General features: G+C 52.4%; 12 protein-coding genes and 1 tRNA gene. 4 read left to right on the plus strand and 9 right to left on the minus strand.

Annotated elements, in window-relative coordinates; all coding sequences use genetic code 11:
• The first annotated feature begins 10 nt into the window (after positions 1 to 10).
• Positions 11 to 98: transfer RNA gene (locus tag IEX01_RS03595), tRNA-Ser, on the plus strand.
• Positions 99 to 330: 232 nt separating this feature from the next.
• On the opposite strand, the gene mscS is transcribed toward IEX01_RS03595, so the two are convergent.
• A complete protein-coding gene (gene mscS, locus IEX01_RS03600; protein WP_188723272.1) occupies positions 331 to 1,221 on the minus strand; it encodes a small-conductance mechanosensitive channel MscS in 891 nt (296 codons plus the stop codon).
• 344 nt (positions 1,222 to 1,565) lie between these two features.
• Between mscS and ydiK the strand changes: the two genes are divergently transcribed.
• A complete protein-coding gene (ydiK, locus tag IEX01_RS03605; protein WP_024556944.1) occupies positions 1,566 to 2,642 on the plus strand; it encodes an AI-2E family transporter YdiK in 1,077 nt (358 codons plus the stop codon).
• Between the two features lie 42 nt (positions 2,643 to 2,684).
• On the opposite strand, the gene IEX01_RS03610 is transcribed toward ydiK, so the two are convergent.
• The 6 genes from IEX01_RS03610 to IEX01_RS03635 form a co-directional block, all read right to left on the minus strand.
• Positions 2,685 to 3,476 carry an SDR family NAD(P)-dependent oxidoreductase gene (locus IEX01_RS03610; RefSeq protein WP_188723273.1) on the minus strand — a complete coding sequence of 264 codons (792 nt, stop codon included), beginning with the start codon at positions 3,474 to 3,476 and terminating at the stop codon, positions 2,685 to 2,687.
• Between the two features lie 134 nt (positions 3,477 to 3,610).
• Complete coding sequence (locus IEX01_RS03615) at positions 3,611 to 4,069, minus strand: winged helix-turn-helix transcriptional regulator (protein WP_024560843.1); 459 nt, start codon at positions 4,067 to 4,069, stop codon at positions 3,611 to 3,613.
• 198 nt (positions 4,070 to 4,267) lie between these two features.
• Positions 4,268 to 5,551 (minus strand): IS1 family transposase, encoded by a 1,284-nt coding sequence (locus tag IEX01_RS03620; protein WP_188723274.1) that lies wholly within the window; start codon positions 5,549 to 5,551, stop codon positions 4,268 to 4,270.
• 11 nt (positions 5,552 to 5,562) lie between these two features.
• Positions 5,563 to 6,738, minus strand: coding sequence for an anaerobic sulfatase maturase (locus tag IEX01_RS03625; protein WP_081708454.1), 1,176 nt, complete (start codon positions 6,736 to 6,738; stop codon positions 5,563 to 5,565).
• 109 nt (positions 6,739 to 6,847) lie between these two features.
• Entirely contained in the window at positions 6,848 to 8,299 is a 1,452-nt protein-coding gene (locus tag IEX01_RS03630; protein WP_373289678.1) for a sulfatase family protein, read from the minus strand.
• Between the two features lie 78 nt (positions 8,300 to 8,377).
• Positions 8,378 to 9,169 carry an outer membrane protein OmpK gene (locus IEX01_RS03635; RefSeq protein ID WP_024556938.1) on the minus strand — a complete coding sequence of 264 codons (792 nt, stop codon included), beginning with the start codon at positions 9,167 to 9,169 and terminating at the stop codon, positions 8,378 to 8,380.
• Positions 9,170 to 9,627: 458 nt separating this feature from the next.
• Between IEX01_RS03635 and IEX01_RS03640 the strand changes: the two genes are divergently transcribed.
• Positions 9,628 to 11,325: an aryl-sulfate sulfotransferase gene (locus tag IEX01_RS03640; RefSeq protein WP_188723276.1), complete on the plus strand. Its 1,698-nt coding sequence runs from the start codon at positions 9,628 to 9,630 to the stop codon at positions 11,323 to 11,325.
• Positions 11,326 to 11,453: 128 nt separating this feature from the next.
• Here IEX01_RS03640 and IEX01_RS03645 read toward each other — a convergent pair whose 3' ends face one another.
• Positions 11,454 to 11,681, minus strand: a complete 228-nt coding sequence (locus IEX01_RS03645; protein WP_024556936.1) for a YccJ family protein — start codon at positions 11,679 to 11,681, stop codon at positions 11,454 to 11,456.
• Positions 11,682 to 11,700: 19 nt separating this feature from the next.
• Positions 11,701 to 12,297: an NAD(P)H:quinone oxidoreductase gene (gene wrbA, locus IEX01_RS03650; RefSeq protein WP_024556935.1), complete on the minus strand. Its 597-nt coding sequence runs from the start codon at positions 12,295 to 12,297 to the stop codon at positions 11,701 to 11,703.
• 415 nt (positions 12,298 to 12,712) lie between these two features.
• Here wrbA and IEX01_RS03655 point away from each other — a divergent pair, with 415 nt between their 5' ends.
• Positions 12,713 to 12,895 carry a con-10 family general stress protein gene (locus tag IEX01_RS03655; RefSeq protein WP_049294239.1) on the plus strand — a complete coding sequence of 61 codons (183 nt, stop codon included), beginning with the start codon at positions 12,713 to 12,715 and terminating at the stop codon, positions 12,893 to 12,895.
• Positions 12,896 to 12,936 lie beyond the last annotated feature (41 nt).

Here is a 12,936-nt window from a genome sequence, read left to right on the forward strand (position 1 = left end):
GCGTCATTGCGGAAGTGTGGCCGAGCGGTTGAAGGCACCGGTCTTGAAAACCGGCGACCCGAAAGGGTTCCAGAGTTCGAATCTCTGCGCTTCCGCCATCAAATTTAAGGGGATGCCGAAAGGCATCCCCTTTTTCGTTATGGAGACTGTGTATCCATTGCCTCCCCGCTGTATTGTCGTTTCCCGTGGCGCTGGCGCTGCGTGCGACAAATCGGCCGTCTTAAAAACGGGCCTTATAAACAAAAGCCCGATGTTTTTAGCTCTCTGTAAAAATGCCGGTAAGCTTATGCGAGAGCGTTACCGGCATTCATAACAGAAAATCATTTTGATTTATAAGCTGGCCTGCTGTTTCACCAGACTTAACGTTTGTGATTCTGTCACGCTGTTAACCATACGGATATCCATCTGCGGGTACGGAATATCAATATTATTTTCGTCCAGCGCTTCTTTAATGTTTTCCAGCAAATCGTAATAGGTGCTCCAGTAATCGCCGTTCCGCACCCAGACGCGAACAAAAAAGTTTAGCGACGAGGCGCCTAATTCACCCAGTCGCACAGTGACATCCCGGTTTTTATCCACGCGCGTATCGGCTTTAATCACTGCCGTAATAACAGACTTCACATCGGCGATACGATTCTGATAGCCCACGCCAATGACTAAATCGATACGACGGAAGGGATGCCGGGAATAGTTAACAATGCTGTCAGCGATGATCTTGCCGTTGGGGATGACCACTTCTTTACTGTCGGCAGTCAGCAACGTGGTGGAGAAAATATGCACTTTTTCAACCGCCCCTGCTACCGAGCCAATCTGCACATGTTCGCCGGCGCGGAAGGGACGTAGCGAAACCAGCAGCACTCCGGCAGCAAAGTTGGAAAGCGACCCCTGAAGCGCTAGCCCCACCGCCAGGCCAGCTGCGCCAATCACGGCGATAATCGATGAGGTTTCAATGCCCAGGCGGCCCAGCGCTGCCACCACCGCGAATGCGAGGGTAATGTAGCGAACCAGCGCGGTAAAAAAATGGACGACGGTAATATCAACCCGGCGGCGGACTAATAGCTTTTCCAGCCCGCTGGCCAGTAATCGGGAAAGCATTTTCCCGATAAAAAGTAAAATAAAAGCAGCGATAATGTTCCAGCCAAACTGGAAAAGTACATTGCTGTGGCCTTTAAGCCATTCCAGCGCGGCGTGAATCTGTGGGAATAGAATAAAATTACTCATGGACGTCCCTGAAAATATCTATTTTGCCAGTGGGTTTACCTGAAGCGCTCTTCGTCGTCTTCAGGCGCTGCGAATACTAGCGCTTATTTCTCTGTGTACAAACTCTGTTTTTGTAATAAAAAAAGAGAACGATTTATTATTTATATAAATAATAAATAAACATAAGTGTAGCGAATAAATAATTAACCTATTCCGATAAATCCCTTCGCTGAGGGCAGGTTCGCCCGTTATGTTTAGCCTCTGTCATTAGTAAAGTGATTTAATCCGCTGCTATTAAATCTTGTCAGTCTGGCAGGGTAATTCACGGCCTACAGCGCCGCGTTTTTATTAAGGATTGAACTAACATGTCGCTGGTATTACCTAAGTACGACCTCCCACGCATTATTTTCGGCTGCCTTGCGGTGCTTTGCATGCTGGCGGCCAGCCTCTGGCTGCTGCACCCTTTTTTAATCAGCCTGGTCTGGGCGGGGCTGGTGGTTATCGCTACCTGGCCTGTGATGCTTCGTATTCAGGCATGGCTCGGGCGTCGTCGTTCGCTTGCCGTGCTGGTGATGTCGCTACTGCTGGTTGCGCTGTTTGTTATACCGCTGCTGTTTATGGCGAGCAGCCTGATGGATATCAGCGCCCGGCTCAGCCAGTGGCTCGACTCAGATAAGCTTCCCTTGTTAATAAGTGGCGATTTTCTGCACAACGTGCCGTTTATCGGCGCGAGGCTTTACGCGCGCTGGCAGGCGGTGGTGGCCGATCGCGGACATTCGCTTATTACCCAGCTTCAGCCATGGCTGCGCCATGCGGCGCTCGTATTGCTTACGCAACTGGGCCATCTCGGGCAACTTATTATTAACGGCATTATCATGCTGGCGCTCAGCGCCTTGCTTTATATGAATGGAGAGACGGCGGCGGGAGCAATGAGCCGTTTTGCCCGCCGCCTCGCAGGCCAGCGCGGTGATATCGCGGTGACGCTGGCTGGGCAGACCATTCGGGCGGTGGCTTCCGGCATTGTCGTAACGGCGGTTTGCCAGTCAGTGCTTGGCGGCGTCGGGCTGGCGCTGTGCGGCATTCCTGGCGCGCTGCTATTCACCGTCGTGATTTTTATTCTTTGCCTTGCGCAGTTAGGCCCGATAATCATCATGCTGCCGGCAACAGCCTGGCTCTACTGGCAGGGTGAAGCAGGCTGGGCGACGCTACTGCTGGTCTGGAGCCTTGCGGTAGGCAGTATGGATAATATCTTGCGTCCACTGTTGATTCGTCGCGGCGCCGATGTGCCGATGATGCTGATTCTCGGCGGCGTTATTGGCGGGTTGCTCACTTTCGGCATCGTTGGTCTGTTTATTGGCCCGGCGGTGCTGGCGGTTTCATGGCGTTTGCTGGTTATCTGGGTGAATGAACTGGAAACGCCAGTTCACGCCGCAGAAGATTAACCGCCAAAATTACGCCACCGGTGATCCCGGTGGCGGTCCTGATTAACGTACATAGCGTGGCGCGGGTATGCCGGTACCAACGGCGGAAAAAACCGCCAGGCGCGCTTCTTCGTAACGCTGCCACAACGCTTCGTCATGCAGCGGCGGAATGGTAATCGCTTCGCCAGCGTCGAACCCCGCCAGCGCCGCATCCACCAGATCTTCTGTTTTCATCACCGAACCCGCGGGCAGGTGGTCTACCGAAACGCCGGAAATCTCCCAGATTTCCGTGGCCGTAGCCGCAGGCAACACCGCCTGCAGGCGCACGCCGGTACCTGCAAATTCAGCCTGCAAGCCACGGGTGAAATTAAGCACATAACCTTTGGTGCCGCTGTAAAGCGCGCTGGTGTCGCGAGCATGGAGCGCCAGCACCGAGGCGATATTAATAATGGCGCCGCGATCCTGCGCGTTAAAGCGCGTCAGCGCCGCCAGCGTCAGCCGGGTCAGAGCAGTAATATTCAGCGTAATAATGTCCTGGTGCGTCTGCGCGCTGCTGGCGAGAAAAGAGCCCATCTGCGCGGTTCCGGCGTTGTTCACCAGCAAAGAAATCGCCGGGGTGTCGCGCAGCGTCGCTTCCACCGTTTGAATATCGCTTTCCTGCGTCAGGTCTGCGCGAAGCGTTTTAACCTCTACGCCATAGGTTTGCTGTAGCCGCGCGGCCAGCTCGTGCAGGCGTTCTTCCCGACGTGCGACCAGCAGTAAATCATAACCCCGGGCGGCAAGGCGGTCGGCATAAACGGCGCCAATGCCCGAAGAGGCGCCGGTAATCAGTGCGGTGGGACGGGATGCTGTCATGATACTCTCCTGAAATAGGTTTCATTATAAAACTAAATGCATCCTGGCTTAATAGGTTTAATAATGCAACCAAATTGAGCGATATTTTTGTGTTTTGCCTGAAGAGAGACAGGGGAAAGGTATCGCCTGAAAATTCAGGCGATGGTCGTGGCGTCAGGAAGCAGCGGCTGCACCTCGTCGGGGGTAAGCTCCCGGCCATCTTCGGCCAGCAGTTGCAGGGGGCGCAGCGGGCGCTGGTGAGTGCTGTCTACCAGTACGCTGCCTTTTTCGCACCCCTCAAACAGAAACTCATTGCCCCATTGCGAAAGCGCCACCAGCACGGTTTGCAGCGCCCGGCCTCTTTCGGTAAGCACATACTCTTGCCAGGCGGAGCCGTCTGAAGCGGGGCGCATTTCAAGTATGCCTTCCTCGACAAGCTGGCGCAGGCGCACCGTCAGCATATTTTTCGCGATACCGAGGCTTTTCTGAAATTCGCCAAAGCGGGTCAGGCCGCGCAGGGCGTCGCGAACAATTAACAACGACCACCAGTCGCCAATGATGTCGAGCGAACGCGCTACCGGACACCGGCTGTCCTCTAAGCTTTTACGTTTCATAAACAGACCCTGGGGAAAAATGATGGTTTTATTATAAAACCGGGAAAGGGCTTATAGAACCCTGGGCGAAAAAAAACCTGCCCGCAGGCAGGTTAACATTATCAGGGAATCCACTTATGTCATGCGTACCGGGAGTAGTAAGTACACAAAAGGAGTGTAGTTTTTCTCTTAGCGCGCAAATCATCTTTAAGAATTGTCTCAGCGCCGCGCCTCAGGTTTTAGCACGCCGCAGTTGTAATCCGTCGCCAGAAACTCCAGTACCGCGCCGACGTTCGCTGGCGACAGGCGAAGCAGCTGCGGATAAAAGGGGTGGCGGCGAATAAAATCGATAAAGCGATGCGCGGGTTGTAGCGTGGCTTCGCGTAATTCGCTAATGCGTTGCGGCCCTGTCAGGCTACACACCGCCATTTGATAATCGGGCTGGGAAAAGCAGCGCCAGACATCGTTCCAGATAATGCTGGAGGTGACGATGTCGGAGCGAAAAGGCCGCTGCGGCGCTCTTGTTCCCTTTTCATGCACAAAAGCGATGTGGCAATGTCCGCTGGTGACGTCATCCCGGTTCGCCATCAGGCAGCCGCCATAAAGAAAACACTCATGCTCTATATAATGCTGAACATACAAAACGGCGTTTTGCGTTAACGACTTTACTATTTCAAAGTGGCGATAAGCGGCCAGCACGGGTTTTACGATAGCCCCCGCATCGTTACTTTTTAGCCGCGCAGCGCCATAGCGGGCATCGAAAAAAAGGGCGCGCCGGCCCATTAGACGATCTTTTGCGAAGATCCTCGCAACCGGCTCTTGCGAAACCAGCAACTCTTCCTCATTGGCGCTGTAGCGGTACTCGAAAGGGATGGGGGCGGAGCGCAGCGCATAATTGGTCGTGAGGGCTATCACTCTGTCGCTTTTTTTCTCCACGGTCACGATGACGTAAAGACGATTTGGCGAGCCGTTAAAATTAATGCTGAAGGTCGCGGTGGCAAACGTCGCCTCCAGCGTAAAAGGGCGCGCCAGGAAGGGGCTGACCCGGGCAGTAAAAGCCAGCTGCTGTAAATCCCGTCCTGTGGCTTTAGGGCTAAACCCGGGGCGTTCATGCAGCGGCTGACCGGCGCGAATCATATCGGCGAGTTGCGAAAGGTGAGGCGCAACGCGAAGGCGTTCATAAAAGACAAAGGTTTTGCGGCAGCCTGCGCAGCGCACGCGCTGTTGACCGTTTCCCGCATAGCCGTTGCGGGCTAATCCGTCGCGTTTACCGCAGTATGGACAAGCCCATACCACGCCGTGATAGCCCCGGTTAGTCTGGGCTTTAAAAGCATTAAAAGCCGCTGCGCTGATAACAGGAAAATGAAATCCGCAGGCCTGACAAAGAATATTCTCTCCGCGCTGCGCATAAGAGGGGCTGTTCAGTACGCCAAAATTCCGACAGCCAAAAGTTTTGCAGGAGTTAACGTCGGTATAGCGAAAGATATCGGCGGCGGCGGTCATCGTTTACTCACTCAGGTAATCAGCGTTTTCAATTCAGCCGGCGAGCGTCCGTTTTCCCACAGGGATTTCAGCATCAGCATATAGGGCGTGATGTAGTGGAAAAAGGCTTTATAACCGGCGCAGAAATAGTTGATATTCTGTTCGCCCGCAGCAGAGCGCAGGATGCGATGTTTCGGGCAACCGCCATAGCAGGCAAACGTGAAAGGGCAATCACGGCAGCCGCTGGCCATAGTCAGGCTTTTCGCGCGGGCAAAGTCCTGATTCGCGCTACTGTCGCGCATTTCCGCTATGGAAGCGGTGTGGATATTGCCAAGCTTGTAGCGCGGCCAGACATAATGGTCGCATTGATAAACGTCGCCGTTCATTTCCATCGCCAGCGCGCTGCCGCAACGCTCGGCAAAGACGCAAATCTGCGCAGGCAGACCGCACCAGGCGGCGAAGGCCTGATCAAAAAGCTGAATGCTTATCTCGCCGATATCCCGACGGATCCAGCTGTAAAAGATCGTTTTTAAAAAAACGCCGAATTCAGCGCCGGGAACCGACCAGGGCGCGATAACCGCTTCGCCCTGGTAATCGGGCGGAACCAGCCCCTCATCTTCCCCGGCGGGGTAGTGGCGCTCCAGTAAGGGGATGAATTGCATATCGCGGCTGCCTACCTGTTTGAGGTAGTCATAAACGCGCAGCGGATGATGCACATTGATATTGTTTACGACAGTCAAAGTATTAAATTCGATGTCATGTTTCGCCAGCAGGCGAATGGCGTTTTCCACCTGCTCATGCGTCGGTTTTCCTGCGCGGGTTTTTCGCCAGGCGTCGTGCAGTTCAGCATCGCCATCAATTGAAATACCGATAAGAAATTGATGTTTGTGTAAAAAACGGCACCACGCTTCATTTATCAACATGCCGTTAGTCTGCAGGGTATTAATGATTCGCTTTCCGCAGGCGTATTTTTCCTGTAAGGCCACGGCGCGTTGATAGAAGTCGATGCCGGCAAGCGTCGGTTCGCCGCCTTGCCAGGCAAAGACGACTTCTTCCGTCTGCTGCGCTTTAATATGCTGTTCGATAAATATTTCAAGCGTAGCGTCGTCCATCCGCTTTTGTTGACGGCCAGGGTAAAGCTGCGCCTTTTCCAGATAAAAGCAGTAGTCGCATCCAAGATTACAGGCCGCGCCCGTCGGTTTGGCCATAACATGACAGCTTTTCTTTATCACGATATTCATCCATCGCAAGAAATAATCAGCGCCTTTTCCACAGCCATAAAGCCGCAGAGCAGGCGCTACGTGAACAGATGGGGTATCAGTTCCAGTCTACGGGTTCCGGTTTTTCGCCACGGGCGCGCATTAACGAATCGTTATCGATGTCATTTTTATAGCGCGTGAAGTCAGCCACCAGCTGTTTCTCAAGCGCCGGCTGTTTGCCAAGCTGGTTGTTTACCTCACCGGCATCGGCTTTCAGGTTATAAAGATATTTGGGCTTAGCGTTACGGTCGAAGATCATCTTCCAGTCGCCTTCACGTATCGCCCACATATCGGTCGGGTCATCCTGATAGGGCATGTCGATGGTCCAGATAAGCGGCTTGTGACGGGTGAGCGGCTTCTCCTCCAGCACCGGCTTGATGGACTCCCCGTCGATAGCGCGGTCGGTGGGCAGCGAGAAGTGCAGCATATCCGCAAGCGTCGGCAGAATATCCAGCCCGGTTACCGGCGTATCTGAGACCGCACCCGCTTTGATATGAGTGCCATATTTGATAATGGCCGGAACCCGGATGCCGCCTTCCCAGAGATTATCTTTCCGACCACGCAGTCCGTTAGTTTCGCCCGCCATATTCAGCTCATACCACTTACGCGCTTCGCGGGTGACCGGGCCATTGTCGCTGGTAAAGAGAATAATGGTGTTGTCCTCTTCGCCCATGGCTTTCACTTTATCCAGCACTTTGCCGACCTGTTCGTCGAGGTAACTGATATTGGCGTAATATTCGCCTGCGCCGCGCCAGGGTTTATCCGCCCAGTCGGCATAGAACAGATCCTGGTGCTGCCGTTCATAATCCGACATGTAGTCTTTATACATATCAAGGTACTTTTGCGGCGAGGCGAGGGGGGTATGCACCTCGGTAAAAGCGACGTATAAGAAAAACGGTTTCTTCTCTTTGCGGTTGTCGAGCCAGTGAATGGCCTCGCTGCTGACCAGCTCGCCGCTAATCTGGTTTACCGTGCCGATGGGTTTGCCATTACGGTAAAAACCGTTGGGATAAACCACGCCATAACGCGGACGCTCTTTTACTTTATCCAGATCGCTTGTGACGAAACCGGCGGCGTTCACCAGCGAATAATCAAAGCCCATATCTTTGGCCTGCGGCTGATCGGTGCGGTTGGCGCCCGCATTGAGATGGAGCTTGCCCATCATCGCCGTGTCGTAACCCTGCTCTTTTAAATAACTGGCGATGGTTTTTTCATTACGGCCCAGCGCCACGTTTTTACCGCCCGAGGGGATCCAGGAGCGTATGCCGGTACGAAACGGCGTGCGTCCTGTTAATAAGCCCGCGCGCGAGGGGGAGCAGAGCGGCGCCGGAGCATAATATTCCGTAAAGCGCATCCCTTCCTGCGCCAGCCTGTCAATATTAGGCGTTTTCACGATGGGGTGACCATAAGCGCCCAGGTCGCCATAACCGAGGTCGTCCGCCATGATGATAATAACGTTAGGTTGTTTAGCCGGTTTGTCAGATAACGTGGCCGGAGAGGTTTGCGCCATCGCGCTGCTCGCCAGTAACAGGCTGACCAGGCTTGCCAGCATTCGCTTTTGCATGTTGATGTCCTTATTGTGGAAAAATCAAAACTCGTAACCCAGCATGTAGATCATCTGATCGCCAAAACCGTCGTAGCCCAATTTGTTTTTGAAATAGCGCCAGGTCACGCTGGCCTTAAGGTGCGGATAAAATTTCCAGGCCAGAGTCAGGCCGCCGTTAATGCCGTTCGCGCCGTGCTGCTGTTCGGCATAGGCGTCATTGCGATCGAACTCAAATTCATGCCAGTCAGACAAAACAAAAGATTGATCCCAGAGTTTGAAAAAATAAGCGGTGGTCCAGCCTGCCACGTAGCCATTGCGGCCGCTGGCGCTGCGGCCGCCGAGCCGCTGTGATTTATAATCTGAAGACTGGTTATGGAAAGCGATATAAGGTTTAAAGAACCCCCATTTGCCGCTCCAGCCCAGATAACCCAGCCCGTACATCATGTCGAGATCGTCTCCCCAGGTATTATCAAACTGGCCGTAAACTTTCCCCATCAGGCTATAGTCAGAATTGAACAGACGAATATGCGTTTGCGCCGATAAAACATAGTTCTGTCCGGCGATATTATGATTAAGGACGTTATTTTCGTAAAAGGAATAAAATTCGCCTTTATTAAAGATAGCGCCGAAATCGGCGGTTAATTTCCAGACTTCGCCCCGGTGTGTATTTTCAAAGCCGCTGTTCCAGTTCGCATATCCCGCATTCGCCGAGCCATAAGCATTTTTAAGCTCCAGATCCAGCGCCTGCGTTTGCGCGCTGAACAGTAAAGTCACTGCAGAGGTAATAAGCGAAAGAACGCCGGCGCGCTTGTACTGCGCGTTTGTCAAACTCATAGATAATTTCCTTATTATAGTGGTTCTGGCCGCGTTGATAATATAGAGCGGTTCTGGCTCCGTTTGTGATAATAATCACACGCTAAAAGGGGCGCCGACGTATAAGCGACAGAGTGACAAAAAGTGTGGATATTCCACTTCTATCTCATTGAGTTATTAAGAACAGTAAATATAAATCAGCGTTAAATTTTCACCGTGCGGGCATTTTATAGCCGCGAATGAGGTTTATTTTGCCATCTTCGACGGTGCGTTTTGCGGGGGGATTAACAGTTTGACTTATTGGGTGACGTAATATTTTTGCAGGTGCTTTTAAAAGCAATTTTTAATAAGCGTTGAGAGGAGAGGGAAAAATATTGATTCGCTCATGTTGAAAATAAAAAGCCAACACCGGGGCCAGCTGGTCTGGTTTCTATGAAAAGACAACTATGCCGTATATATTCTTTATTAAGGATCGTATTATGACGCTACACAGCACCGCTTTGCCGCTTCCTCGCCCGCCCATTAATCAGGGCATTGATACCACTAACAGTATTGTGATGAAGCATAACGAAATTTATTCTTCGCTATTCACTGAAATTAACGCGACCCATACTCAGAGTAATGCCATCCTCACCCTGAACCCCTACGGCACCGCGCCATTAAGCCTTTATATTGGCTTATGGTCAGAAAAGGCAGAAACGCTATATATTTCCGTGACTGACCAAAACGAGCGCGCGCCCGTGCTGACTTTTACGCAGCAGGTGGCGGTGGGAGCGAACCTTATCCCTGTCGCCGGTCTGCTGGCGGATAACATTAATCTCATCACGCTGGTTTCTTCGGCTGGCTCCACCACATGGCGAGTGCTTACCGAACCGTTGCCGCCGACAGATGCGCAGGATCCCGCCGGGCATAACCTCTTTCCTCAGGTTACGCTGAAAGTCCCGGCGAGCGATCCCGCCACGCTTGCGCAGGGGCTGTATTTTATTTCGTGTTTTGATCGTAATAATATCGCACTCGATTACCAGGCGAATGTTCGCTGGTTTACGACCAAGGATATGCCGTCAAATAATTTGCTGCGCATCGCTAACGGTAATTTTTTATCTTCCGCTATCGCGCAGGATAACTATTTGCAAATGTATGAGTTCGATATGATGGGCCGCGTGCATACCATGTATGTGCTTGATAATGCGCTGCATCATTCATTATGGCAACGGTCTGACGGTTCGCTGGTGGGCGCGTCTGAATATGCCCCGGGCACGCGGCCGGATGGCGATACCACTATTGAAGATGGCGTGTCGATAATCGATCTGCGCACCGGTCTTGAAACACACTATTACGACATGACGAAAGTCCTCGATCGCACCCGTCCATGCCGTCCTTCTAACCCGCCTTCAGCGGACGGAAGCGTAGACTGGCTGCATGTGAATCAGTGCTATATCAATGAGACCAACAATATTCTGGTCACCTCAGGACGTAATCAAAGCGCCATCTTTGGCGTCGAAGTGGAAACCGGTCAACTGCGTTTTATTATGTCCACCCATGAGGCCTGGTCTGCGGATTATCAGCCTTACTTGCTGACGCCCGTCGATGCATCAGGGGCGCCGCTTTACGATTTCAGCCAGCCGGAAGAGATTAAAAAAGCGAATCTGGAATTCTGGAACTGGGGACAGCACAACGTGCTGGAGATCCCTAACGACACGCCTGGCATTATCGATATCTCCATTTTTAATAATGGCAATTACCTTTCAAGAGATGATGCACAGAGCATTGCGCCATGGAATAACCAAAGCCGGGTAGGGCATTACCGTATCGATTTAATAAAGATGACGGTTCAGAAGCTCAACGAATATTTTTCCGGTCCGGAAGGCTACAGCAGCTTATGCGGCGCGAAACAGCTGATGCCTAATGGCAACCTGGTCGTTTGTTACGGCGGGGCGACGTTCGACGCCACCGGTTTGACCTTAACCTGCGATCCGGGCTATAGCGATGTCGATTACCAGAGCTGGGATGGAAGCGCGGAAGGCAAGCTGCCTTTACGCGAGCTTACCGCGCAGGGCGAGGTCTTGCTTGAGATAACCATCGGCTCGGGCCTTGCCAGACGCAGAGAGGACGATCCCTCAATGTACCGTTACAACATTACCTGTTTCCGCGCCTATAAATTGCCGCTGTTTGGCTAAAAATAAGAAAGGAATGCGTTTATAAAACAGAAAACGGGGCCGTCGGGCCCCGTTTTTCTCTGCGCCAGCCGTGTCGCATCCGGCGCATAGTGTGGCTTAACCTTTTGCCATACCAGCAAAAGGGCGCATTACACGTTTTTACGCTCGATAGTCTGTTCGCCCCAGAAGAGCGCGTCGGCGTCGGTTTTTTTGAAAGCCCGAATCAGCACTTCATCGCTGCCTTCTTCCCAGATTTTCTCGGCCATTTTTTCATCGTAATCCGCTACCTCAAAGATCGCCTCGGCGATTTCCGGGGAGGTATTACGCAGGCTGGCCCATTCTCCTACGTGGTGAGCTTTCGACTCTTGTGTTGGCATAGTTTCCTCCTGTGCTGAATCAGCTTTTCAGTTTTACGGTAACGCCGGCCACATACTCGCCCTGATAGCGGGCGATGGCCAGCTCTTCCGGGCTTGGCTGACGCGAACCGTCGCCGCCTGCGATAGTCGTGGCGCCATAAGGCGTGCCGCCGCGCACCGCGGAAATATCAAACAGTTCCTGGGCCCCGTAACCGATGGGCACAATTACCATCCCATGATGTGCAAGCGTAGTCCATGTGGAGGTAATCGTCTGTTCCTGGCCGCCGCCGGTGCCGGTGGAGCTAAACACGCTGGCTACCTTGCCGTAGAGCGCGCCAGAAGCCCAAAGCCCGCCGGTCTGGTCAAAGAAGGTGCGCATCTGGCCGGACATATTGCCGAAACGGGTAGGCGTGCCGATGATAATGGCGTCGTAATCCGCCAGCTCCTGCGGCGTGGCTACCGGTGCGTTCTGCGCTTTCCCACCCGCTTTCGCGAACAGGTCTGGCGGCATGGTCTCCGGCACGCGCTTGATGGTCACTTCCACGCCTTCCACTTTTTCTGCGCCTTCCGCTACCGCATGCGCCATGGTCTCAATGTGTCCGTACATTGAGTAATAAAGCACCAGTACTTTAACCATTGACCTGACTCCTTAAGTTTTAAGGCTTTTTTTACGGGGAACCGTCAGCAGCGTTATCGCTGCGCTCTAGTAAAGATAAGCGCTGATGGGCGGAGTGCCAAGGTAGCAAACCAATTAATTGATTTTTAAGAAAATATAACGTTTGTTTGCTTTGTTATATTTAGAAACATGTCAAAATAATTACGTTTTGTTAATCATAAGAATGGCTTATAGATGGAAGCGGCAAAAATTCCGCCGTTTGGTCAATTTGATGTTGCAGAATATTACCGTTTCCCGACCAAACGCGACTGCTGCACTAAGCTTCAGATCACGCGGCAATGATAAAAGGTTTCGACCTGTTGCCGCCAGGTGAAAGGATCCTCTTTTACTGAATGCAGTATGATGTCTAATGATTTCACATATCTGGAGGTCAGAAATGGCAAACCATCGTGGTGGTTCAGGTAATTTCGCAGAAGATCGTGAAAGAGCATCAGAAGCAGGTCGTAAAGGTGGCCAGCACAGCGGCGGGAACTTCAAAAATGACCCGCAGCGCGCATCTGAAGCTGGGAAAAAAGGGGGCAAAAATAGTCATGGCGGTGGCCGCAGCAGCAACAGCTAATGACTATTCAAGCAATTAGCCGCGATATCTGACGATTAATG

The sequence above is a fragment of the Franconibacter daqui genome (assembly GCF_014644275.1).
Classification (GTDB): domain Bacteria; phylum Pseudomonadota; class Gammaproteobacteria; order Enterobacterales; family Enterobacteriaceae; genus Franconibacter; species Franconibacter pulveris.

Bases quoted from the DNA above. Each gene is read 5' to 3' on its own strand.
- IEX01_RS03615 (WP_024560843.1), bottom strand. From the start codon at position 4,069: ATGAAACGTAAAAGCTTAGAGGACAGCCGGTGTCCGGTAGCGCGTTCG.
- IEX01_RS03645 (WP_024556936.1), bottom strand. From the start codon at position 11,681: ATGCCAACACAAGAGTCGAAAGCTCACCACGTAGGAGAATGGGCCAGC.
- IEX01_RS03630 (WP_373289678.1), bottom strand. From the start codon at position 8,299: ATGGCGCAAACCTCTCCGGCCACGTTATCTGACAAACCGGCTAAACAA.
- IEX01_RS03625 (WP_081708454.1), bottom strand. From the start codon at position 6,738: ATGGCCAAACCGACGGGCGCGGCCTGTAATCTTGGATGCGACTACTGC.
- IEX01_RS03610 (WP_188723273.1), bottom strand. From the start codon at position 3,476: ATGACAGCATCCCGTCCCACCGCACTGATTACCGGCGCCTCTTCGGGC.
- IEX01_RS03620 (WP_188723274.1), bottom strand. From the start codon at position 5,551: ATGACCGCCGCCGCCGATATCTTTCGCTATACCGACGTTAACTCCTGC.
- IEX01_RS03655 (WP_049294239.1), top strand. From the start codon at position 12,713: ATGGCAAACCATCGTGGTGGTTCAGGTAATTTCGCAGAAGATCGTGAA.
- wrbA (WP_024556935.1), bottom strand. From the start codon at position 12,297: ATGGTTAAAGTACTGGTGCTTTATTACTCAATGTACGGACACATTGAG.
- IEX01_RS03640 (WP_188723276.1), top strand. From the start codon at position 9,628: ATGACGCTACACAGCACCGCTTTGCCGCTTCCTCGCCCGCCCATTAAT.
- IEX01_RS03635 (WP_024556938.1), bottom strand. From the start codon at position 9,169: ATGAGTTTGACAAACGCGCAGTACAAGCGCGCCGGCGTTCTTTCGCTT.
- mscS (WP_188723272.1), bottom strand. From the start codon at position 1,221: ATGAGTAATTTTATTCTATTCCCACAGATTCACGCCGCGCTGGAATGG.
- ydiK (WP_024556944.1), top strand. From the start codon at position 1,566: ATGTCGCTGGTATTACCTAAGTACGACCTCCCACGCATTATTTTCGGC.